Genomic DNA, 21,381 nt, shown 5'->3' on the forward strand with positions numbered 1-21,381 from the left:
CCATGTTCGAAGACTACGTTCTGCACCTGCTCTACGGTTACTACCCCTACCTGGCCGGCACCGTGTTCCTGCTCGGCAGCCTGCTGCGCTACGACTACGGCCAGTACACCTGGAAGACCGGCTCCAGCCAGCTGCTCTCCAGCCGCCACATGCGCCTGGCCAGCAACCTGTTCCACATCGGCATCCTGGCGATCTTCTTCGGTCACCTGGTCGGCCTGCTGACCCCGCACTGGGTCTACGAGCCGTTTCTTTCCGCCGGCCACAAGCAGCTCATGGCCATCGTCTTCGGCGGCATTGCCGGGGTGCTCTGCGTGATCGGCGGCGCCATGCTGCTGTGGCGGCGGCTGTTCAACCCGCGGGTACGGGCCTCGTCCAGCTTCATGGACAACCTGATCATCGCGCTCTTGCTGCTGCAGGCCTGCCTGGGGCTGATCACCATCTTCTTCTCGCTGCACCACCTGGACGGCGAGATGATGCTGGCCCTGGCCGGCTGGGCGCAGTCCATCGTGTTCTTCCGCGGCGACGCGGCCAGCTTCCTGATCGGCACGCCGCTGATCTTCAAGATCCACATCTTCCTCGGCCTGACCATCATCCTGCTGTTCCCTTTCACCCGCCTGGTGCACGTCTGGAGCATCCCCCTGGGCTACTTCGGGCGTAACTACCAGATCGTCCGCCGGCGCGGCTGAGGAGCGAAGCCATGGCCCAAATGATCGCCGTCGAGAACCTGCCGGACGAACCCGTCGCGGTTATCCGCGTCGGCAACGCCCGGCTCAGCGAAGCCGACATCGCCCGGGAAACCCCCTTCCACCCGGCCGCCTCCCTGGCCGAGGCGCAACTGCAGGCGGCCCGCGCCCTGGTGGTGCGTGAACTGCTGGGGCAAAGGGCCGCCAGCCTCGGCCTGCTGCCCGAAGGCCAATTGGGGGAGGAGGGCGCCGACCAGGCCGTGGCGGCGCTGCTGGAGCGTGAACTGCAAGTCCCCGAGCCCGACGAAGAGGCCTGCCGGCGCTACTTCGAGGCGCACCGCGAACGCTTCGCCGAGCCGGCCCGGGTCAAGGTCCGGCACATCCTCCTGCCCGCCGCCCCGGACGACGCCAGCGCCCGCGACGCCCACTACCACCTGGGCGAAAAGCTGCTGCGCGAACTGCACCGCGAGCCGCAACGCTTCACCGAACTGGCCCAACGCCACTCGGCCTGCCCGTCGAAGGAAGAAGGCGGCGACCTCGGCTGGCTAAGCGCCGGGCAAACCGTGGCCGAACTCGACCAGGCCCTGCAGCGCCTGCCCCCGGGCCTGCACGACCGCCCCCTGGCCTCGCGCTACGGCTGGCACCTGGTGAGCATCGACGACCGCCGCGAAAGCAGGCCGCTGCCCTACGCCCAGGTCAGCGCCCGCGTGCGCCACAGCCTGCGCGAGGAAGCCACCCGCCAGGCCCTGCGCCAATACCTGCTGGCCCTGGAAAAGGAAATAGGCGTCAAGGGCATCACCCTCGACGACAGCCCCGAGCATGGCGCCCGGTCGTGACGTAGGGCGTATAACCGTTCGCGGTTATACGCCGCTACACCTTCCTTGCCGGCGACTCCGTGGTCGAGCCTGGCGCGGCTCCGACGGCGGCTCCGTGCCCGGCACCGAGCGGAATGCGACCGAGGTCAAACGGCGGATAACGCGGAGCGTTATTCGCCCTACGCCAGGCCACCCGTAGGGCGTACAACCGTTCGCGGTTGTACGCCGTTGGCCATGCTACCGGGGCGCCTGGCTCCACCCTGTAGGAGCGCGCCCTGCGCGCGAATCGCGGGCAGGGCCCGCTCCTACAGTCTGCAATGAGGCACGGAGCTTCCCCGTAGGAGCGGACTCCGTCCGCGATCGGCGGATAACGCCAGGCCTGCCGGTGACGTAGGGCGAATAACCGTTCGCGGTTATCCGCCGCTACACCTTCCTTGTCGGCAACTCCGTGGTTGAGTCTGGCGTGGTTCCGACAGCGGCTCCGTGCCCGGTACCGAGCGGAATGCGGCCAAGGTCGAACGGCGGATAACGCGGAGCGTTATTCGCCCTACGCCAGGTCTACCCGTTGGCCATGCTACCGGGGCGCCTGGCTCCACCCTGTAGGAGCGCGCCCTGCGCGCGAATCGCGGGCAGGGCCCGCTCCTACAGTCCGCAACGAGGCACGGCGTTTCCCGTAGGAGCGAACTCCTGGGAACCCAACACCCGCTGCACCCCGGCCGGTCGGCTCACCAGAGCCTGATGGTGTAGTCGATGTTTATCCGCGTCTCGTTGTCGCTTCGGAACGTGGCGTTCGCATTCTGCTGGTTTCGGTAGAAGGTCTCTCGCAACCGGAACGCCAGGCCTTTCGCGGGGCCGGACTGGATGACGTAGGATAGTTCGAAGTCCTTCGAGGACTCGCTGAGGCTGCCGCCGCCCAGCGCAGGCAGGTCGATGCTGTCGCCGTGCAGGTAGCGCGCCATGCCGGTCAGGCCCGGTATGCCCGAGGCGGCGAAGTCGTAGTCGTACCTCAGGGTCCAGGTGCGCTCCCTGGGGTTCACGAAGTCCGCGCTCAGGGTGCCGTCGCTCAGCACGATGGGCTCGCCGCCGGCGAGGTAGGGAAAGGCGGTATCGCCGAACTGGCGCATGTAGCCGACGCCCAGGCTGTGGCCGCCCCACAGGTAGCTGAACATGCCGCCCACGTTCAGGTTGTCGACCTTCCCGGCCTTGGCCTGGCCGTCGTCGCGGCTGTCGAATACGCGGATATCCGACTTGAGCCTGCTTTCGCCCAGCGGCAGCCAATGGAGCGCGCCCAGGAAGTCCTGGGTATAGATGTCCCGCAGTTCCGCATGGAACAGGCGCAAGGTCAGGTTGTCGGTCCAGCGATAGTCGACACCATGGAAGTCGAAGCGCTCGGCGGTCGCCCCGGGCTGGAAACGGCCATTGGGCGATGCCAGTGCGAGCGGCTGGTAATCGGTGGAGTCCCGCTGGTTGACCCGGTCCATTCGCCCCGCATGAAGCGTCAGCCCGTCCAGCTCGTCGGAGATCATGTAGACCCCGCGGAACGACTGCGGTAGAAGCCGGGCAGGGCTTGCGTAGATCACCGGCAGCGAGGGGAACTGCGTTCCTACCGATACCCTGGTCCTGGAGACCTTGCCTTTCAGGGCCAGGCCGAGTTCGGAGTACTCGTCCCTCACTTCCCGGCTCAGCGGGTCGTAGGAAAGCAACTGGGTGCCCGTGCGGTCCGGCGACGAGTCGAGCTTGAGCCCCAGCATCCCTGTCGCATCGAGGCCGAAGCCGACAGTCCCCTCGGTGAAGCCTGAATGGGCCCTGACGATGAACCCCTGGGCCCATTCCCGGGCGGCGGGGTACGGGGTTTCGTCCTTGTAGTCCCGGTCCAGGTAGAAGTTGCGGGCAGTGAGGGTGACGCTGCTGTCCTCGATGAGGTCCGCGAACGCGCTTTGCGAGAGCAAGGCCGCGAACCCCGCCAGGCCGGACAGTCTGAAGTCGAAAGATTGAGTGCTCATGGGGTACTACCTTCTTGTTCTTGTTATGGGTGTAACCAGGGGCCTGGCCCGGGTGGCCAGGCGATGACGGGCCGCCGGCTGTTGCGGCCGCCTCTGCGGCCATCAGGAAGCCTGGCGGAGGCGCTCGATGATCCTGCGCGCGCGGTTGGCGCCCACGTCCACGTGGATGTCCACCAGCGGCCGGGGGCCGAACGCGAGCATGTTCCTGTACTGGGCCTCGATCACGACCTTGTCCTCGTCGAAGGTCATGACGGTCTGTTCGACGACCTTCGCCTTGGTCTCTTCGGGATTGCTCCGTGGGTTGGTGGCGATGGTCCAGAAGTAGTGGCTGGTGCTTTCCGTCTCGGGCGTCACGCCGTGGAAACCGCGCATGTGGAAGCCGCCGCGGCGGGGGTCGTCGAGCGATTCGCTGCCGGCGTCGACCGCGCCGGTCCAGATGCGCAGGTGGGTGACGCGGAACTCGATTTCCTGCCAGCGATCGACCTTGCCCCGGAACGGGTAGGCGGCGGTGTAGGTCGGCGGCGGCACCGAGCCCGGCATGTGGCGAACCACCCGCACGCTGCTGTCGTCGCTCTCGACGCGCATCCGGGCGTTCATGTGGATACTGGCGTTGCCGCCGATGGTTCGCAGGTGCACGTAGCCCAGGTGGCTCAGGTCGAGAAGGTTGTCGTGGATGAGCTGATAGGGGGCCTGGTAGTGGTAGACGCCCCCGTCGTAGAGGTACTCGCCGCTGCTATGGACCTCGTAGGCCGGGGGCTCGCAGGTCGGCTCCCGGTGCTCCGCGCTGCCGAACCAGATCCAGATGATCCGGTCGCGCTCACGGACGTGGTAGGCCGGCACCCTGGCCTTGGTGGGAATCCTTTCCTGCCCGGGCACCTCCAGGCACTGCCCCGCGCCGTTGAACAGCAGGCCATGGTAGCCACAGCGCACCCCTTGCGCTTCGAGCGTGCCGTGGGACAGCGGGAGCGCCCGGTGGCAGCAGCGATCCTCCAGGGCTGCCGGCCGGCCATCCGCGGTGCGGAACAGTACGACGGGCTGGCCGAGCAGGGTCCTGCCTATCGGCTTGTCTTTCAGCTCCCAGGCGAAGCCTGCGACGTACCACTGGTCCAGCGGGAACTTCGGCGGCGCGGCGGGCGCCGCAACCTCGTAGGCGAGTGACTGGGCTTGCGATGTGCTCATGGCGGTCTCCAGCTATCAGGTGTGGGCTTGTTGAAGGTCACAGGTCCAGCACGAGGCGTGGGCTGCGGGAACGGGAACAGCAAGGGGTGAAGCTGTCGTTTCGGGCGTGCTCCGCGGCGTCCAGGTACTGGTCGCGGTGGTCCGGCTCACCGGCCAGCACGCGGGTGATGCAGGTGCCGCAGATGCCCTGTTCGCAGGCGCTTTCGATTGCGACGCCGTGCGCCAGCAGCACCTCCAGGGCGGTCTTCTGCGCGGGCACCTGGAGCACGCGGCCGGAGCTGGACAGCTCGATCTCGAAGGCCCGGTCGCCTTCGAGAACCTGCGGCGGAGCCGTGAAGTCCTCGCGGTGGAACTGCCGATCGCTCCAGCCGGAGGCCTTGGCGGTGGCTTGGATGTGCGACATGAAGCCTGACGGCCCGCAAACGTAGAGCTGGTCGCCCTGCGCGGGCAACGCGAGGACCTGCGCTGCATCCAGCCGCTGCTCGACCGGGCCGTTGTCGACATGAACCCGCAGGTGCTTCGCGAAGGGGGCCTCGTTCAGAAGCCCAAGGAATGCCAGGCGCTCGATGGAGCGGCCGCAATAGTGGAGCTCGAAGCGCTTGCCCGCCGCGAGAAGGCTGTGGGCCATGGCGAGCATCGGCGTGATGCCGATGCCGCCGGCGAACAGCAGGTAGCGATCGCCGCCGAGGTCCAGGTCGAACAGATTGCGCGGTGCGCCTATGGCCAGGCGCGAGCCTTCCTGCACGTCCGCATGCATGCCTCGGGAGCCGCCCCGCGAGGCTGGTTCGTCGAGCACCGCGATGAGGTATCGGCCGCGTTCATGGGGCGAATTGCACAGCGAATACTGGCGGACGATCCCCGGCGCGACATGCACGTCGATGTGCGACCCGGCGGTGAATGGCGGCAGTTCCGCGCCGTTGGCGGCGGCCAGTTCGAAGCTGCAGACACCTTCGGCTTCGGCGATTTTTCGAGCGACACGAACTTCGAGCATGAGCGTACCCCCACCGCGGCTGTGCAGTGTTCGAAAGCGAATGGACGTGGGGCCGGCGTTACCGGCAGGGTGCGTCAGGCGTGAGCGTCGGGAGGGAAGTACGGGCGCGGGTAAGACATGGCACGGCACCTCTGGATTATTATTGTCGTGCCGCGTGCGCTTGGATGCGGACGCGGAATCTATGGGTGATTCCCATCCTAAGTATTTTAGTTGCGATGTCAACCAATTCAATCAACGCGCAGGAACCGCTCGACATGCCCCGCTCGCCCCTCAACCTGGACCGCTACGTTCCCGCACTGCTGACCTCGCTGACCAACAAGATGGCCAGCGGGGCCTCGGCCTGCTACCGCAAGCATTTCGGGATAGGGATAGTGGAGTGGCGGGTGCTGGCCATGCTCGCGGTGGAAGACCACATCAGCGCCAACCGCGTGGTGCAGGTGATAGGCCTCGACAAGAGCGCCGTCAGCCGAGCGCTGCAGGTGCTCGAGCGCGATGGCTACGTGGCGACGAAAGTCGATGCGAAGGACGCGCGCCGGTACACGGTCTCGCTGACCCCATCGGGGCGTGAACTCCACGACCGGGTGCTGGTGACCGCGCTGGAGAGGGAGAGACTGCTGCTGGCGGCCCTGGGCGAGGAGGAGGTGGAGATGCTCATCGACTTCCTGCACCGGATGAGCGCCCAGCTGGACGCGGTGAACGCCGTGGAGCCGGAGTCCTGATGTAGGGCGAATAACCGTTCGCGGTTGTACGCCGTTACACCTTCCTTGTCGGCAACGCCGTGGTTTAGCCTGGCGCAGCTCCGATGGCGGCTCCGTGCCCGGCACCGAGCGGACCGCGGCCAAGGTCAAACGGCGGATAACGCGGAGCGTTATTCGCCCTACGCCGGGCCCACCCGTAGGGCGTACAACCGTTCGCGGTTGTACGCCGCTGGTCACGCTACCGAGGTATGCGGCATGGCCGGTGAATCCAATCGCGGACAAAGTCCGCTCCTACGACCGTGCTTCCCTGCGCCCTACGGTGCTGGGCCGCATCCTTAACGCCAAACTCCGCTTTTGGTCGACAGGAAAATTGTGCCGCGTTATCGGTTCCGATAATTTTGCTTGCCTGGCTTTATCAGCGGGCAGATATCGACCTGGCCAGGAGCCGCCTGCGCGATTGACCGAGGGAAAGAAAATGATCGAGGTCCAAGCGTTCAACAGCGTCTTCGACGCCATTGCAGACACCACCGCAGAGGCGGAAAAGCTGCGCCTGCGCGCGACACTCCTGCAGGCGATCCAGAAGGAGGCAGCCAGTTGGGATGGCACCGACCGCAGCCGCGCCCAGCGTCTGGGTATCACTGCGCCGCGTTATACCCTGCTCAAGCGCGGCCAGTTGGGTGAGTTCAGCCTGGATGCTCTGGTTGTGCTCGCCGTTCACGCCGGACTGTCCATCGGCCTGACCATAGAACATCAGGCGGCGTGATCGCTCCCGGAGGGCAGGTTGCGTAGGGCGTACAACCGTTCGCGGTTGTACGCCGTTGCCGTTCTTGCCGCCAACGCCGTGGCCGAACCCGAAGCGCCAGCCCCCGTACGATGGGTGGAGCGAAGCGATACCCATGCTGCCTCGCCATCGATGGGTATCGCTGCGCTCAACGCCATCCTACGAACAGGTCTGGTGCTTAGCGGTTGGGTGTGGCGTTCAGCTGCGGCCATTGTCGGTAGGGTACCCACAGCATGCCTTGCCAGTGCAGCACCGTCAGGGCCTGGGTGGGGGCGTGGAGGGTTTCGCGGCGGGGTTGGCGGGTGTCGTGGCGGTAGCTGTCGCGCAGGGTGGGCACCACTTCCTGGGTGATCCATTGGCGGATGCAGCGGTTTTCCGGGTGGAAGTGGTGGATCAGCGTGGCGTATACGGCGGACTCGCTGAGCAGCAGTTCGTCCTCGTAGTCGCCGTTGCCGCCGCGCAGCCAGGCGCGGCGGTGCTGGTCGTCGTCCAGGTTGCGCAGCACGCGCTCTTCCAGCGACGGCATGCCCATCAGCCGGCCGAGGTCGCGGGCGCAGAACCAGCATTGGTCTTCCAGCAGCAGGGCGCGCAGTTGGCGCTTGTGGCGGGTGAACAGGGTGGGGATCAGGACCTCTTCAGACATGGCGCACCTCCAGGGTGGAGGGGGAAGAGGGCAGGTACGGCGAAGCGCCTTCGGGCTGAAGGCTGGGGGTGATAGGCATATCCATTACCTCTGGTCGCTTCTTAGGGCGTGATTGGAGTCGGGAGCTAAGAAACCCACCAGAGACGGGCCGGACGTATTCCCCTTGCGGGTCTTGTATTAGCCCACTCCCGACAGCACGGGTTCTTTCTTGCGGACGCGACAGGGCCGCAGGCGCAAAAAAGCCGCATAGGCTATCGGGTGCGGTGGACCGCTCTGGTTTAGGCGTTTCTTAGGCGCCGGATGCGAGATTAGGGGGATGGCAGAGATAGGTCAAGTGAAAGATCTTTGGACATAAATCCAAAATTCCGAAGAGAAGTTTATTGTAGGCTTTGACTATTGATAATCGCTTGCTCTGCTTCCTGGGTTATAAATTTTAAAAATCTCAAAGAACCAAGCAATAGCTGTGCATAAGGATAGTGAGAAAATCCATACTAGTAATGTTGGAGTGTACGTGCTTAAGTTGGAAGGTGTGCTCATGATACAGAGGGTTCCGTAACCAAGTGATGCCCCGCAACCTAGTCTCGATGCGCCATGAAAGGCTGAGATCCCTTCTTGTAAATATGGTTTTGCATGGGTAAATATTTTCTCTGTTCTTTCTCTCTTTGGCGTGAAGGCTATGCGTGTTACTAGGATGGAAATTGCAAAACAAGCGTAGACTCCAAAGAGATTTGTCACCATCTTTACTGTTAGAAGTGATTGAATCGTTTGTAGTGTTTCAGCTAGCCCATAGATGTAGAAACAGAGCCAGACAGGGATGCTGCCTATTAGGGTGCAGACAATTATTTCTTTCTTGAATGCTGTCCATAAACTGAAATTTTGATTTTGGCGAATTATCATTTCTCTTTCCAAATAAAAAGCCCCGCACAAGGCGGGGCTTTTGTCTTTCTAATCACTGCCCCAAAATTCCATTTCGAGTATCAGCGTTTCTAATGGTCTTGACTTGCTGCTTTGCTACTACTTCCGTCAGTCCCAGCTCAGCGCGCCGCCGGTCTGGTACTCGATCACGCGGGTCTCGAAGAAGTTCTTTTCCTTCTTCAGGTCCATGATTTCGCTCATCCACGGGAAGGGGTTGCTGGTGCCCGGGTATTCTTCCTTCAGGCCGATCTGGGTCAGGCGGCGGTTGGCGATGAACTTGAGGTAGTCCTCCATCATCGCCGCGTTCATGCCCAGGACGCCGCGCGGCATGGTGTCGCGTGCGTATTCGATTTCCAGCTGGGTGCCCTGCAGGATCATCTGCGTGGCTTCGTCCTTCATCTGGGCATCCCACAGGTGCGGGTTTTCGATCTTGATCTGGTTGATCACGTCGATGCCGAAGTTCAGGTGCATGGATTCGTCGCGCAGGATGTACTGGAACTGTTCGGCGGTGCCGGTCATCTTGTTGCGGCGGCCCATGGAGAGGATCTGGGTGAAGCCGCAGTAGAAGAAGATGCCTTCCAGCACGCAGTAGTAGGCGATCAGGTTGCGCAGGAACTGGCGGTCGGTTTCCGGGGTGCCGGTCTGGAACTGCGGGTCGGAGATCGAGCGGGTGTACTTCAGGCCCCAGGACGCTTTCTTCGCGACGCTCGGGATCTCGTGGTACATGTTGAAGATCTCGCCCTCGTCCATGCCCAGCGACTCGATGCAGTACTGGTAGGCGTGGGTGTGGATCGCCTCTTCGAAGGCCTGGCGCAGGATGTACTGGCGGCATTCGGGGTTGGTGATCAGGCGGTACACCGCCAGCACCAGGTTGTTCGCCACCAGGGAGTCGGCGGTGGAGAAGAAGCCGAGGTTGCGCATGACGATGCGGCGCTCGTCTTCGCTCAGGCCGTCCTTGCTCTTCCACAGGGCAATGTCGGCGTTCATGTTCACTTCCTGCGGCATCCAGTGGTTGGCGCAACCATCCAGATACTTCTGCCAGGCCCAGTCGTACTTGAAGGGTACGAGCTGGTTGAGGTCGGCGCGGGCGTTGATCATCTGCTTGTCGCCGACCTGCACGCGGGCGGCGGAGCCTTCCAGGTCGTCCAGGCCTTCCTGGATGTCGAGCGCGTCCAGGGCCTGCTTGGCGCGGGCGACCGCGTCGGAGTCGCTGGCGGAGACGGCGCGGGCTTCTTCCACGGAGCCGGCGGCTTCGTCGTCCAGCTTGTCGGCGGCCTGGGCGGCGGCCTTGGCCACGGCCGGGGCGGCCTTGGCTTCGGTGGGGTCTTCTTTGTCGAATTCGTCCCAGCTCAGCATTGGGGGCTCCTTTCAGTCGCAGCTACAAGCCACAAGCTTGAAGCTACAAGAGGTTTGGTGTTGCCGGTGAAGCCAGGGCGCACCTGGCTTCACCGTCGTCGAGCACGTTAAGGCAACTGCGGACGGCTTGCGGCCTGTCGCTTGCAGCTTGCCGCTGCTCTTATTGGCAGGCTTCGCAGTCCGGGTTGTCGATGCTGCAGGCCTTGGGCACCGGGGCCGGCTGCGGGGCAGCGGCCGGGGCGGCTTGCAGGCCTTCGTCGATCACCGAGCTCACGGCGTTCAGCTTGCCGGTGTTGATGGTGGACTTCTCGGTGCTGGTGGCGGCCAGGGCACGGAGGTAGTAGGTGGTCTTCAGGCCGCGGTACCAGGCCATGCGGTAGGTCACGTCGAGCTTCTTGCCCGAGGCGCCGGCGATGTACAGGTTCAGCGACTGGGCCTGGTCGATCCACTTCTGGCGGCGGCTGGCGGCGTCGACGATCCACTTGGTCTCGACCTCGAACGCGGTGGCGTACAGGTCCTTGAGGTCCTGCGGGATGCGCTCGATCTGCTGCACGGAGCCGTCGTAGTACTTCAGGTCGTTGACCATGACCGGGTCCCACAGGCCGCGGGCTTTCAGGTCGCGCACCAGGTAGGGGTTGATCACGGTGAACTCGCCGGAGAGGTTCGACTTCACGTACAGGTTCTGGTAGGTCGGCTCGATGGACTGCGACACGCCGGTGATGTTGGCGATGGTCGCGGTCGGCGCGATGGCCATGATGTTCGAGTTGCGGATGCCTTTGCGCACGCGCTCGCGCACCGGGGCCCAGTCCAGGCTCTCGCTCTGGTCGACTTCGATGTACTTGGCGCCGCGGGCCTCGATCAGCAGCTTCTGCGAGTCGATCGGCAGGATGCCTTGCGACCACAGCGAGCCGTCGAAGGACTCGTAGGCGCCGCGCTCCTCGGCCAGGTCGCAGGAGGCCTGGATGGCGAAGTAGCTGATGGCTTCCATGGACTTGTCGGCGAAGTCGATGGCGGCGTCGGAGCCGTAGGCGATGTGCTGCAGGTACAGGGCGTCCTGGAAGCCCATGATGCCCAGGCCCACCGGACGGTGCTTGAGGTTGGAGTTCTCCGCCTGGGGCACCGAGTAGTAGTTGATGTCGATGACGTTGTCGAGCATGCGGACCGCGGTCTTGACGGTGCGGCCGAGCTTCTCGACGTCGAGCTTGCCGTCGACGATGTGGTTGACCAGGTTCACCGAGCCCAGGTTGCAGACGGCGATCTCGTCCTTGTTGGTGTTCAGGGTGATCTCGGTGCACAGGTTCGAGCTGTGCACCACGCCCACGTGCTGCTGCGGGCTGCGCAGGTTGCACGGGTCCTTGAAGGTCAGCCACGGGTGGCCGGTCTCGAACAGCATGGAGAGCATCTTGCGCCACAGGTCCTTGGCCTGGACGACCTTGTGCAGCTTCAGCTTGCCGTACTGGGTCAGGGCTTCGTAGTACTCGTAGCGCTCTTCGAAGGCCTTGCCGTAGAGGTCGTGCAGGTCGGGGACGTCGGCCGGGGAGAAGAGGGTCCAGGTGCCGTCTTCGAACACGCGCTTCATGAACAGGTCGGGAATCCAGTTCGCGGTGTTCATGTCGTGGGTGCGGCGGCGGTCGTCACCGGTGTTCTTGCGCAGCTCGAGGAATTCCTCGATGTCCAGGTGCCAGGTTTCCAGGTAAGCGCACACGGCGCCCTTGCGCTTGCCGCCCTGGTTCACGGCCACGGCGGTGTCGTTGACCACTTTCAGGAACGGAACCACGCCCTGGGACTTGCCGTTGGTGCCCTTGATGTAGGAGCCCAGCGCGCGCACCGGGGTCCAGTCGTTGCCCAGGCCGCCGGCGAATTTCGACAGCATGGCGTTGTCGTGGATGGCGCTGTAGATGCCCGACAGGTCGTCCGGCACGGTGGTCAGGTAGCAGCTGGACAGCTGCGGGCGCAGGGTGCCGGCGTTGAACAGGGTGGGGGTGGACGACATGTAGTCGAAGGACGACAGCAGGTTGTAGAACTCGATGGCGCGTTCTTCCTTCTGCGGCTCTTCGATGGCCAGGCCCATGGCCACGCGCATGAAGAACACCTGCGGCAGTTCGAAGCGGATGCCGTCCTTGTGGATGAAGTAGCGGTCGTAGAGGGTCTGCAGGCCCAGGTAGGTGAACTGCTGGTCGCGCTCGTGGTTCAGCGCGGCGCCCAGCTTGGCCAGGTCGAAGGTCTTCAGCTTGGGATCGAGCAGCTCGAACTCCACGCCCTTCTCGACGTATGCCGGCAGGGCCTTGGCGTAGAGGTCGGCCATCTCGTGGTGGGTGGCGCTCTCGACCACGCCGAGGAAGCCCAGGGCTTCGGCGCGCAGGGTGTCCATCAGCAGGCGGGCGGTGACGTAGGAGTAGTTCGGCTCGCGCTCCACCAGGGTGCGGGCGGTCATCACCAGGGCGGTGTTGACGTCCTTCTCGGCCACGCCGTCGTACAGGTTCTTCAGGGTCTCGCGCTCGATCAGGCCGCCGTCGACCTCGGCCAGGCCTTCGCAGGCTTCGCGGATGATGGTCTGCAGGCGGCCCATGTCCAGCGGCTGGGTGCTGCCGTCGGCCTTGGTGATGCGGATGCTCGGGTGCGGCTGGGCGACTTCGCCGGCGGCGCTGGCGGTCTTGCGCTCGGCGGCGCGGGCTTCGCGGTAGATCACGTAGTCGCGGGCGACCTTCTGTTCGCCGGCGCGCATCAGGGCCAGTTCGACCTGGTCCTGGATTTCTTCGATGTGGATGGTGCCACCGGACGGCATGCGGCGCTTGAAGGTCGCGGTGACCTGCTCGGTCAGGCGCGCGACGGTTTCATGGATGCGCGACGAGGCGGCAGCGGTGCCGCCTTCCACGGCGAGGAACGCCTTGGTGATGGCTACGGTGATCTTGTCATCGGTGTAGGGGACTACGGTGCCGTTGCGCTTGATCACGCGCAGCTGGCCGGGCGCGGTGGCGGCCAGATCCTGGGCGGATTCGGCGGCCTGCGGCGCTGCGGCCTGCGGGTTCTCGCGAGTGGTGTCGATTTGCATGGGTGGGTGTCTCCACGTTCTCGTAATGGGTTCTGTTACCGGCGCCGGGCGCCGTCCCGAAAAAAGAGCAAAAAGAGCGTGTGCGTCCGGCGTGGCCGGCCGCGCAAAAAACGTCTGGAGCAGGGGATGGGGACTCAAGCGCCTCCCTGGCCCAAGTCGGGTGTCCGGCTTTACGGGCCGGAACCACAATACCTAGTGGTGTTGACCGATCGGTTGCAACACCCGTACCGCATGGCCATCGACATCGATCACTCCTTTGCGGCCTGCGCCGCCTCGGACTTCCGTACGCCTGGATGCAGCTGCTGGGGGAACCGGAGGAGCCGTGGAAAAGGCTCGCGACCTCGTGCTTCTTCTTGTGTCCGGTTCCAGGTCGCGGACCCAACATGTAGGGGTTATCCGCAACGGGGATACAAGATAATGCGCTGCCGGGGGCTTTGCAAGATGACAGGCTGGGGGAAACCTGTGGATAAATTGTGGGTGGCGTGTGGGTGAGCGCGTATGGATCGCGCCAGGCCGCACCACCGCTGAATTTCGCCGTTCGTCACGCACGCGCAGGCTTTTTCGTACGCCGGCGCTGTGGGGCAGGGGGCGAACCCTACCACAATATCTTGTGGTCATGCCCGCGCGCGTTCCGCCCGTGCCATGGCGCGGCTTCCTGGCTACAATGCGGCACGTCCGCACGCGCCGCGCGGCGCCCCGGCGCCTGCCTCGCGGCGGTGCGCGGCGGACCCGTTCAGGTGCATTGGGAGGCGGTGTGGAGCAAGAGGCGCGAATCCTCATTGTCGAGGACGACCAGCGGTTGGCCGAGCTGACCCAGGATTATCTGGAAAGCAACGGCCTGAAGGTGAGCGTCGAGGCCGATGGCGCCCGCGCGGTGGACCGCGTGCTGGCGGAACGGCCGGACCTGGTGGTGCTGGACCTGATGCTGCCCGGCGAGGACGGCCTGTCGATCTGCCGGCGCCTGCGCCCGGACTACGACGGCCCGATCCTGATGCTCACCGCGCGCACCGACGACATGGACCAGATCCAGGGCCTGGAGATGGGCGCCGACGACTACGTGTGCAAGCCGGTGCGCCCGCGCCTGCTGCTGGCGCGCATCCGCGCCCTGCTGCGGCGCAGCGAGGGGCCGGAGGAGGCGCCGGCGCCGGCGGCGGGCAGCAAGCGCCTGGCCTTCGGCAAGCTGGTGATCGACAACGCCATGCGCGAGGCCTGGCTGGACGGCCAGACCATCGAGCTGACCAGCGCCGAGTTCGACCTGCTCTGGCTGCTGGCCGCCAACACCGGGCGCATCCTCTCCCGCGAGGAGATCTTCAATTCCCTGCGCGGCATCGAGTACGACGGCCAGGACCGTTCCATCGACGTGCGCATCTCGCGCATCCGCCCGAAGATCGGCGACGACCCCATGCACCCGCGGCTGATCAAGACGGTGCGCAGCAAGGGCTACCTGTTCGTTGGCGAGCAGTAGGGGGCTTGCGCTGATCCGCCGCCTGGCTTCGGGGTCGTGCGTTGCTGCGGCTGTTCATTGGGTTCCCGCGTTCGCGGGAATGACGGGGGTGGGTTCGGTGTTTCCCGCACCCTGCGCAGCAGCCCCCCGGTATCCATACTTCCCGGCGTCATTCCTGCGCAGGCGGGAACCCAGCGACTTCACCCCGGCCCATGAACCCGGCGCTCCAGGGGGCAGCCGATGAAATCCATCTTCCTGCGCATCTACGGCGGCATGCTGCTGACCCTGGTGCTGGTCGCCGCCCTCGGCGTGCTGACCCTGCACCTGGTCAACGAGGTGCGCGGCGATCGCTACCGCGAGGAGCTGGCCCGCGGCACCTTCCGCCTGATGGCCGACGAGATGGCGCCCATGGAGGAGGTGGACCGCAAGCGCGCGCTGCTGCAGTGGAGCCGCCTGATGGGCATCCCGCTGAGCCTGCAGAAGCTCGACGCGCTGGGCATGGACGGCCGCGATCGCGCGCGGCTGATGAACGACCAGGTGCTGGTGGAGGCCTTCGGCCCGCACCAGGTGAATATCTACACCCAGGTCAGCCTGCAGGAAGGGCTGGTGCTCACCGGCGAGGTGGAGCAGGTCAGCGAGCAGCTGGCGCGGGCCACCATCTATATGCTGATGGACGAGCTGCGCCGCTTCCCCGCCAGCGAGCAGCCCTACCACCTGGCGCGCATCGTGCGCGACAAGCGCTTCGGCTTCGACGTGCACCTGCTGCGCCTGAAGGAGATCGACCTGGACGACGACCAGAGCCGCCGGGTGGAGGAGGGCGACACCGTGCTGGCGCTGGGCAAGAACGGCGATTCCATCCGCGTGGTGGCCGGCATCGTCGACACGCCCTGGGTGCTGGAGCTGGGGCCGATCTACCAGATGAACCCCTACCCGCCGCAACTGCTGCTGCTGATCGCCGCCGTCGGCCTGTCGCTGATCGGCCTCACCCTGTACCTGCTGGTCAGCCGCCTGGAGCAGCGCCTGCGCGGCCTGGAGTCGGCCGCCTCGCGCATCGCCCGCGGCAGCCTGGAGACCCGCGTGGAGGAGCGCGGCAGCGACTCGGTGGGGCGCCTGGCCGGCACCTTCAACCACATGGCCGAGCAGATCCAGCGCCTGGTCAGCGTGCAGCGCGAGCTGGTCCGCGCGGTGTCCCACGAGCTGCGCACGCCGGTGGCGCGGCTGCGCTTCGGCCTGGAGATGATCGAGTCCGCCGAGGACGACAAGGCCCGGCGCAAGTACATCGAGGGCATGGACGGCGACATCCAGGACCTCGACCAGATGGTGGACGAGATGCTCACCTACGCGCGCCTGGAGCAGGGCTCGCCGGCGCTGAGCTACCAGGCGGTGGAGCTGGGCGCGCTGGTGCGCCAGGTGGTGGCGGAGATCGCCCCGCTGCGCCGCGAGGTGCAGGTGAGCTGCGAGGCGGGCGCGCTGGTGCCCTTCGACCAGGGCAGCTGGATCGAGGCCGAGCCGCGCTACCTGCACCGCGCCCTGCAGAACCTGCTGAGCAACGCCATCCGCTACGCCGAGACGCGGGTGCGGGTGAGCTACCGCGTCAGCCTGGACCGCTGCCAGGTGGACGTCGAGGACGACGGCCCGGGCGTGCCCGAGGACCGCTGGGAGCGCCTGTTCACGCCGTTCTTCCGCGTCGACGACAGCCGCACGCGGGTCACCGGCGGGCATGGCCTGGGGCTGTCCATCGTGCGGCGGATCATCCGCTGGCACGGCGGCCGGGTGTCCATCGCCCGCAGCCCGGGCCTGGGCGGCGCCTGCTTCACCCTGGCCTGGCCGCGGCGCCAGGCGCCCAGGGAGTAGGCCGGCCGGCGGCCCCGGTTGATACTTTACGAAAATACATTATATATTTTTGTATATTGTTTTCTGGAAGCCCTGTCCATGAGCATCGACTGGAATGCCTTCACCCCCTGGAGCGCCCTGGCCGGCGGCGCGGTGATCGGCTTGGCCGCCGGCCTGTTCGCCCTGCTCAACGGCCGCGTGGCCGGCATCAGCGGGTTGCTCGGCGGCCTGCTGGCCAGGGGCGGCGCCGGCGGCGAGCGCCTGGCCTTCCTCCTCGGGCTGTTGCTGGCGCCGCTGCTGTGGCTGGCCTTCGGGCCGCTGCCGGCGCTGCACTTCGACAGCGCCTGGCCGGCGCTGCTGCTGGCCGGGCTGCTGGTGGGGCTGGGCAGCCGCTACGGCGCCGGCTGCACCAGCGGCCATGGGGTGTGCGGCCTGGCGCGGCTGTCGCCGCGGTCGCTGGTGGCCACGCTGTGCTTCATGGCCAGCGGTTTCGCCAGCGTCTTCTGCATCCGCCACCTGCTGGGAGCCTGAACATGGCCCGACTGAGCGCCTTCCTCTGCGGCCTGCTGTTCGGCCTGGGCCTGCTGCTGGCGGGCATGGCCGACCCGGCCAAGGTGCTGGCCTTCCTCGACCTGGCCGGGGCCTGGGACCCGTCCCTGGCTCTGGTGATGGTCGGCGCCATCGCCACCGCCCTGCCGTTCTTCGGCCTGGCCCGGGGCAAGGCCCATGGCCTGCTCGGCGGCGCCATGCAACTGCCGGCGCGGCGCGACCTGGACCGCCGCCTGGTGCTGGGCAGCCTGCTGTTCGGCGTCGGCTGGGGCATTGCCGGCATCTGCCCGGGGCCGGCGCTGGTCGGCCTGGGCGCCGGCCACTGGCAGGCGGCGCTGTTCGTGGTGGGGATGCTGGCCGGCATGGGGCTGTTCGAATGGCGCCAGCGGCGCGAGGGCGACGGGGCATGAGGCCGCGGTTGCTTGGACGCGCGGCGGCCCGCCGCCTACGCTACCGGGGAATTCCCCGGCAAACCGAGGCCCCATGTCCGACCTGAACGACCCCCGCGTCTTCTTCGCCGCCGAGCGCACCCTGCTGGCCTGGAACCGTACCGCCCTGGCGCTGATCGCCTTCGGCTTCGTGGTGGAGCGCACCGGCCTGCTGCTGCGCCTGATGCACGCAGGCCTCGAGACCGCGGCGGCGCAGCGCATGTCGTTCTGGGTGGGGCTGGGGTTCATCGCGCTCGGCTGCGTGGCCGCCTGCAGCTCGGCGCTGCAGTACCGCCAGGTGGTGCGCGGGCTCAAGCCGGTGGAGATTCCCGAGGGCTACCGGGTCAACGCCGGGCCCTGGCTCAACCTGGCGGTGGCCGGCCTGGGCCTGCTGCTGACGCTGTACCTGGCGTTGTAGCACCAGGTGGAAGTTGACCTTTAAGTCAATAAATGCAGAATGCTGGCGTGCTCCCCGGCACGGACGCCCCCGGCCACGCTGATGGCGTTGCCCTTAATGGGTATTGCAGTGCCGCGGGTTCCGTTATGTAATTTTTGATATAACGAATCTCTAGCAGCGGGCCCCGACCTCGACCGGGGCCCGCCAGCGACGTGCCGTGGCATCCATCAGGAAGGAACACCGAGAATCACATGGGAAGCCTTGATCACCGCCGTGGCCTTGACGCCGGCCGCCAGCCCCAGCTCGGCGACGGCGTCGCGGGTGACCACCGCCACCACTTCGCTGCCGCCGCCCAGGTCCAGCACCACCTCGGCGTTCACCGCGCCATCGGCCACCGACTTCACCGTGCCGGCCAGGCAGTTGCGCGCCGACAGGCGGATGCCCTCGGCGTCGGTCATCAGCATCACCCAGGGCGCCTTGACCAGCGCCACCACGTCCTTGCCCTGGGCCAGGCCGAGGCTCTTCACGCTTTCCTCGGTGACGATGGCCACCAGGTCGTTGCCGCCGGGCAGTTGCACCACCACCTCGGCATTCACCGCGCCGTTGCGCAGTTGCCTGACCTTGCCGCGGAACACATTGCGCGCGCTGACTTTCATGTCTTTCTCTCCCTGGCTCCAGTGAGGTCAGGAAGGTATAGCAGAGCCGGCGGGCCCCTCGAAGCAGAACGACAGTCAACCACTGGAGCACATCGATGAAACACGCATTCGCCCGCCTTTCCCTGGCCCTGGCCGCCTGCCTGGCCGCCCACGCGGCGCTGGCCGACGAGGTGCAGGTCGCCGTCGCGGCCAACTTCACCGCGCCCATCCAGGCCATCGCCAAGGACTTCGAGAAGGACACCGGGCACAAGCTGGTGGCCTCCTTCGGCGCCACCGGGCAGTTCTACGCGCAGATCAGGAACGGCGCGCCCTTCGAGGTGTTCCTCGCCGCCGACGACACCACCCCGGCCAAGCTGGAGCAGGAGAAGGCCACCGTGCCCGGCTCGCGCTTCACCTACGCCATCGGCAAGCTGGCGCTGTGGTCGGCGAAGGACGGCTACGTCGACGCCAAGGGCGCGGTGCTGAAGCAGGGCGGCTTCCAGCACCTGTCCATCGCCAACCCGAAGACCGCGCCCTACGGCCTGGCCGCCACCCAGGTGCTGGACAAGCTCGGCCTGAAGGACAAGCTGGCCGGCAAGCTCGTCGAGGGCCAGAACATCGGCCAGGCCTACCAGTTCGTGTCCAGCGGCAACGCCGAGCTGGGCTTCGTGGCGTTGTCGCAGATCTACAAGGATGGCAAGGTGACCGGCGGTTCGGCCTGGATAGTCCCGGCCGACCTCTACGAACCGATCCGCCAGGACGCGGTGATCCTCGAGAAGGGCAAGGACAACGCCGCGGCCAAGGCCCTGGTGGACTACCTGAAGGGGCCGAAGGCGGCCGCTGTGATCAAGGCCTACGGCTACGAGCTGTAAACAGGGAAAACGATGCATCTGACCGCGGCGGACTTCACGGCGATCCGGCTCACCCTCGAGCTGGCCACCGTCAGCACCCTGATCCTGTTGCTGCTGGGCACCCCCATCGCCTGGTGGCTGGCGCGCACCCGCTCGTGGCTCAAGGGCCCGCTGGGTGCGCTGGTGGCCTTGCCACTGGTGCTGCCGCCGACGGTCATCGGCTTCTACCTGCTGGTCACCCTGGGCCCCCACGGCCCGGTGGGCCAGCTCACCGACGCGCTGGGCTGGCAGCGCCTGCCGTTCAGCTTCTCCGGGCTGGTGGTGGGTTCGGTGATCTACTCGCTGCCCTTCGTGGTGCAGCCGCTGCAGAACGCCTTCGAGGCCATCGGCACGCGCCCGCTGGAGGCCGCGGCGACCCTGCGCGCCGGGCCCCTGGACACGTTCTTCAGCGTGGTCCTGCCGCTGGCGCGGCCGGGCTTTGTCACCGCCGCCATCCTCGGCTTCGCCCATACCGTGGGCGAGTTCGGCGTGGTGCTGATGATCGGCGGCAACATCCCCGGCCAGACCCGCGTGGTCTCGGTGCAGATCTTCGACCACGTCGAGGCCATGGAGTACGCCCAGGCGCACTGGCTGGCCGGCGGCATGGTGGTGTTCTCCTTCTTCGTGCTGCTGGCGCTGTACTCCACGCGCCGCAGCCATTCGGCCTGGAACTGAGATGCCGGCAGACATCCAAGCACGCTTCCTGCTCGAGTACCGCAGCTTCACCCTGGACCTCGACCTGCACCTGCCGGGCCGCGGGGTGACCGCGCTGTTCGGCCATTCCGGCTCGGGCAAGACCACCATGCTGCGCTGCGTGGCCGGCCTGGAAAGGCCGCGCGAGGCGCGCCTGGTGGTCAACGGCGAGACCTGGCAGGACAGCGCACAGGGCCTGTTCCTGGCGCCGCACAAGCGCGCCATCGGCTACGTGTTCCAGGACGCCAACCTGTTCGAGCACCTGTCGGTGCGGCGCAACCTGCGCTACGGCATGAAGCGCGTGCCGGCGCGCGAGCACCGCGTGGCCATGGACCAGGCCTGCGAGCTATTGGGCATCGGCCACCTGCTCGAACGCATGCCGCGCCACCTGTCCGGCGGCGAGCGCCAGCGGGTGGGCATGGCCCGCGCCCTGCTGACCAGCCCGCGCCTGCTGCTGATGGACGAGCCGCTGGCGGCCCTGGACCTCAAGCGTAAGGCGGAAATCCTGCCCTACCTGGAACGCCTGCACGACGAGCTGGACATCCCCATCCTCTACGTCAGCCACTCGCCGGACGAAGTGGCGCGCCTGGCCGACCACCTGGTGCTGCTGGAGGCCGGCCGCGCGCTGGCCAGCGGCGCGGTGGGCGAGACCCTGGCGCGCACCGACCTGCCCACCTCGCTGCTGGAGGACGCCGGCGTGGTGATCGACGGCCAGGTGCTGGGCCACGACGCCGGCTACGGCCTGCTCGAACTCGGCCTGCCCGGCTGCGGCGAACGCATCCGCCTGGCCCATGAGCCCCTGCCGCGGGGCAAGGCGCTGCGCATCAAGGTCCAGGCCCGCGACGTCAGCCTGGCCCTGCAGCGCCCGGCGCAGAGCAGCATCCTCAACCTGCTGCCGGCCACCGTGACCGAACTGGCCCCCACCGACACCCCGGCGCACCTGCTGGTGCGCCTGGACGTGGGCGGCAACCCGCTGCTGGCGCGGATCACCCGCTATTCCTGCGAGCAACTGGGGCTGCGGGTGGGGCAGGGGGTGTGGGCGCAGGTGAAGTCGGTGGCGCTGCTGGCTTGAGGGCGGATGGCTTTATGGCTTTTCGTAGGAGCGAGCTTGCTCGCGAACAAATGCGGTGCCATGCGGTTCGCGAGCAAGCTCGCTCCTACGAAGAGCATCCTGGTGCGGCCCGGTGGCTTTTGGGCTTTGGGGTGGCTCCGTTCCCTCTCCCCAGCCCTCTCCCTGAAGGGAGAGGGGGCTTGTCCGTGCCGGCGGAAAGCATGGCTTCAGCCGGACGCCATAATGTCCGGCTAACTCCGAAATACCCGAGCACTCCGAACGGTCCCCTCTCCCTTCAGGGAGAGGGTTAGGGAGAGGGGCTTTTGGCTCTGTTGCTCTTAACAA

At 66.3% G+C, this 21,381-nt stretch carries 19 protein-coding genes; 12 read left to right on the forward strand and 7 right to left on the reverse strand.

Annotated elements, in window-relative coordinates:
* The first annotated feature begins 2 nt into the window (after nt 1-2).
* Nucleotides 3-686 (forward strand): respiratory nitrate reductase subunit gamma, encoded by a 684-nt coding sequence (gene narI / locus CHC02_RS27755; RefSeq protein ID WP_089394604.1) that lies wholly within the window; start codon nt 3-5, stop codon nt 684-686.
* A gap of 11 nt (nt 687-697) precedes the next feature.
* The gene (locus CHC02_RS27760; protein WP_089394605.1) at nt 698-1,519 is read left to right on the forward strand and encodes a peptidylprolyl isomerase; all 822 of its coding nucleotides are present in this window, start codon (nt 698-700) and stop codon (nt 1,517-1,519) included.
* A gap of 704 nt (nt 1,520-2,223) precedes the next feature.
* Here the strand turns inward: CHC02_RS27760 and CHC02_RS27765 are convergent.
* From CHC02_RS27765 to CHC02_RS27775, 3 genes are all read right to left on the reverse strand, one after another.
* Nucleotides 2,224-3,501 (reverse strand): OprD family porin, encoded by a 1,278-nt coding sequence (locus CHC02_RS27765; RefSeq protein ID WP_089394606.1) that lies wholly within the window; start codon nt 3,499-3,501, stop codon nt 2,224-2,226.
* Between the two features lie 102 nt (nt 3,502-3,603).
* Complete coding sequence (locus tag CHC02_RS27770; RefSeq protein ID WP_089394607.1) at nt 3,604-4,680, reverse strand: aromatic ring-hydroxylating oxygenase subunit alpha; 1,077 nt, start codon at nt 4,678-4,680, stop codon at nt 3,604-3,606.
* A gap of 37 nt (nt 4,681-4,717) precedes the next feature.
* Complete coding sequence (locus tag CHC02_RS27775; RefSeq protein WP_089394608.1) at nt 4,718-5,671, reverse strand: PDR/VanB family oxidoreductase; 954 nt, start codon at nt 5,669-5,671, stop codon at nt 4,718-4,720.
* A gap of 254 nt (nt 5,672-5,925) precedes the next feature.
* Here CHC02_RS27775 and CHC02_RS27780 point away from each other — a divergent pair, with 254 nt between their 5' ends.
* Complete coding sequence (locus CHC02_RS27780; protein WP_089394609.1) at nt 5,926-6,390, forward strand: MarR family winged helix-turn-helix transcriptional regulator; 465 nt, start codon at nt 5,926-5,928, stop codon at nt 6,388-6,390.
* A gap of 454 nt (nt 6,391-6,844) precedes the next feature.
* A complete protein-coding gene (locus tag CHC02_RS27785; protein ID WP_089394610.1) occupies nt 6,845-7,132 on the forward strand; it encodes a helix-turn-helix domain-containing protein in 288 nt (95 codons plus the stop codon).
* Between the two features lie 196 nt (nt 7,133-7,328).
* Here the strand turns inward: CHC02_RS27785 and CHC02_RS27790 are convergent, their stop codons facing one another.
* The 3 genes from CHC02_RS27790 to CHC02_RS27800 all read right to left on the reverse strand — a co-directional run bounded on the left by CHC02_RS27790 (nt 7,329) and on the right by CHC02_RS27800 (nt 13,116).
* Nucleotides 7,329-7,793 carry a BRO-N domain-containing protein gene (locus tag CHC02_RS27790; RefSeq protein ID WP_089394611.1) on the reverse strand — a complete coding sequence of 155 codons (465 nt, stop codon included), beginning with the start codon at nt 7,791-7,793 and terminating at the stop codon, nt 7,329-7,331.
* A gap of 1,023 nt (nt 7,794-8,816) precedes the next feature.
* Complete coding sequence (locus CHC02_RS27795; protein ID WP_089394612.1) at nt 8,817-10,064, reverse strand: ribonucleotide-diphosphate reductase subunit beta; 1,248 nt, start codon at nt 10,062-10,064, stop codon at nt 8,817-8,819.
* Nucleotides 10,065-10,224: 160 nt separating this feature from the next.
* Nucleotides 10,225-13,116, reverse strand: coding sequence for a ribonucleoside-diphosphate reductase subunit alpha (locus tag CHC02_RS27800; protein WP_089394613.1), 2,892 nt, complete (start codon nt 13,114-13,116; stop codon nt 10,225-10,227).
* Nucleotides 13,117-13,870: 754 nt separating this feature from the next.
* Here CHC02_RS27800 and CHC02_RS27805 point away from each other — a divergent pair.
* The 5 genes from CHC02_RS27805 to CHC02_RS27825 all read left to right on the forward strand — a co-directional run bounded on the left by CHC02_RS27805 (nt 13,871) and on the right by CHC02_RS27825 (nt 17,788).
* Nucleotides 13,871-14,581, forward strand: a complete 711-nt coding sequence (locus CHC02_RS27805) for a response regulator (RefSeq protein WP_089394614.1) — start codon at nt 13,871-13,873, stop codon at nt 14,579-14,581.
* 219 nt (nt 14,582-14,800) lie between these two features.
* Nucleotides 14,801-16,414 (forward strand): ATP-binding protein, encoded by a 1,614-nt coding sequence (locus tag CHC02_RS27810; protein WP_089394615.1) that lies wholly within the window; start codon nt 14,801-14,803, stop codon nt 16,412-16,414.
* A 78-nt stretch (nt 16,415-16,492) separates the two neighbouring features.
* Complete coding sequence (locus CHC02_RS27815; protein WP_089394616.1) at nt 16,493-16,924, forward strand: YeeE/YedE family protein; 432 nt, start codon at nt 16,493-16,495, stop codon at nt 16,922-16,924.
* 2 nt (nt 16,925-16,926) lie between these two features.
* Nucleotides 16,927-17,352: a DUF6691 family protein gene (locus CHC02_RS27820; protein WP_089394617.1), complete on the forward strand. Its 426-nt coding sequence runs from the start codon at nt 16,927-16,929 to the stop codon at nt 17,350-17,352.
* A 73-nt stretch (nt 17,353-17,425) separates the two neighbouring features.
* Nucleotides 17,426-17,788: a YidH family protein gene (locus tag CHC02_RS27825; protein ID WP_089394618.1), complete on the forward strand. Its 363-nt coding sequence runs from the start codon at nt 17,426-17,428 to the stop codon at nt 17,786-17,788.
* Between the two features lie 206 nt (nt 17,789-17,994).
* Here the strand turns inward: CHC02_RS27825 and CHC02_RS27830 are convergent, their stop codons facing one another.
* Nucleotides 17,995-18,423: a TOBE domain-containing protein gene (locus tag CHC02_RS27830; RefSeq protein WP_089394619.1), complete on the reverse strand. Its 429-nt coding sequence runs from the start codon at nt 18,421-18,423 to the stop codon at nt 17,995-17,997.
* A gap of 95 nt (nt 18,424-18,518) precedes the next feature.
* Between CHC02_RS27830 and modA the strand changes: the two genes are divergently transcribed.
* The 3 genes from modA to modC are packed head-to-tail and all read left to right on the forward strand — an operon-like array spanning nt 18,519 to nt 21,057.
* Nucleotides 18,519-19,274 carry a molybdate ABC transporter substrate-binding protein gene (gene modA, locus CHC02_RS27835; RefSeq protein ID WP_089394620.1) on the forward strand — a complete coding sequence of 252 codons (756 nt, stop codon included), beginning with the start codon at nt 18,519-18,521 and terminating at the stop codon, nt 19,272-19,274.
* A 12-nt stretch (nt 19,275-19,286) separates the two neighbouring features.
* Nucleotides 19,287-19,967: a molybdate ABC transporter permease subunit gene (gene modB / locus CHC02_RS27840; RefSeq protein WP_089394621.1), complete on the forward strand. Its 681-nt coding sequence runs from the start codon at nt 19,287-19,289 to the stop codon at nt 19,965-19,967.
* A gap of 1 nt (nt 19,968) precedes the next feature.
* Nucleotides 19,969-21,057, forward strand: coding sequence for a molybdenum ABC transporter ATP-binding protein (gene modC, locus CHC02_RS27845; protein WP_089394622.1), 1,089 nt, complete (start codon nt 19,969-19,971; stop codon nt 21,055-21,057).
* Nucleotides 21,058-21,381: the final 324 nt, after the last annotated feature.

It is taken from the genome of Pseudomonas delhiensis, assembly GCF_900187975.1.
GTDB classification, from domain to species: Bacteria; Pseudomonadota; Gammaproteobacteria; order Pseudomonadales; family Pseudomonadaceae; genus Pseudomonas; species Pseudomonas delhiensis.

Excerpts from the sequence above, each read along its gene's own strand:
- narI (WP_089394604.1), top strand. The coding sequence starts at position 3 with ATGTTCGAAGACTACGTTCTGCACCTGCTCTACGGTTACTACCCCTAC.
- CHC02_RS27760 (WP_089394605.1), top strand. The coding sequence starts at position 698 with ATGGCCCAAATGATCGCCGTCGAGAACCTGCCGGACGAACCCGTCGCG.
- CHC02_RS27765 (WP_089394606.1), bottom strand. The coding sequence starts at position 3,501 with ATGAGCACTCAATCTTTCGACTTCAGACTGTCCGGCCTGGCGGGGTTC.
- CHC02_RS27770 (WP_089394607.1), bottom strand. The coding sequence starts at position 4,680 with ATGAGCACATCGCAAGCCCAGTCACTCGCCTACGAGGTTGCGGCGCCC.
- CHC02_RS27775 (WP_089394608.1), bottom strand. The coding sequence starts at position 5,671 with ATGCTCGAAGTTCGTGTCGCTCGAAAAATCGCCGAAGCCGAAGGTGTC.
- CHC02_RS27780 (WP_089394609.1), top strand. The coding sequence starts at position 5,926 with ATGCCCCGCTCGCCCCTCAACCTGGACCGCTACGTTCCCGCACTGCTG.
- CHC02_RS27785 (WP_089394610.1), top strand. The coding sequence starts at position 6,845 with ATGATCGAGGTCCAAGCGTTCAACAGCGTCTTCGACGCCATTGCAGAC.
- CHC02_RS27790 (WP_089394611.1), bottom strand. The coding sequence starts at position 7,793 with ATGTCTGAAGAGGTCCTGATCCCCACCCTGTTCACCCGCCACAAGCGC.
- CHC02_RS27795 (WP_089394612.1), bottom strand. The coding sequence starts at position 10,064 with ATGCTGAGCTGGGACGAATTCGACAAAGAAGACCCCACCGAAGCCAAG.
- CHC02_RS27800 (WP_089394613.1), bottom strand. The coding sequence starts at position 13,116 with ATGCAAATCGACACCACTCGCGAGAACCCGCAGGCCGCAGCGCCGCAG.
- CHC02_RS27810 (WP_089394615.1), top strand. The coding sequence starts at position 14,801 with ATGAAATCCATCTTCCTGCGCATCTACGGCGGCATGCTGCTGACCCTG.
- CHC02_RS27815 (WP_089394616.1), top strand. The coding sequence starts at position 16,493 with ATGAGCATCGACTGGAATGCCTTCACCCCCTGGAGCGCCCTGGCCGGC.
- CHC02_RS27820 (WP_089394617.1), top strand. The coding sequence starts at position 16,927 with ATGGCCCGACTGAGCGCCTTCCTCTGCGGCCTGCTGTTCGGCCTGGGC.
- CHC02_RS27825 (WP_089394618.1), top strand. The coding sequence starts at position 17,426 with ATGTCCGACCTGAACGACCCCCGCGTCTTCTTCGCCGCCGAGCGCACC.
- CHC02_RS27830 (WP_089394619.1), bottom strand. The coding sequence starts at position 18,423 with ATGAAAGTCAGCGCGCGCAATGTGTTCCGCGGCAAGGTCAGGCAACTG.
- modA (WP_089394620.1), top strand. The coding sequence starts at position 18,519 with ATGAAACACGCATTCGCCCGCCTTTCCCTGGCCCTGGCCGCCTGCCTG.
- modB (WP_089394621.1), top strand. The coding sequence starts at position 19,287 with ATGCATCTGACCGCGGCGGACTTCACGGCGATCCGGCTCACCCTCGAG.
- modC (WP_089394622.1), top strand. The coding sequence starts at position 19,969 with ATGCCGGCAGACATCCAAGCACGCTTCCTGCTCGAGTACCGCAGCTTC.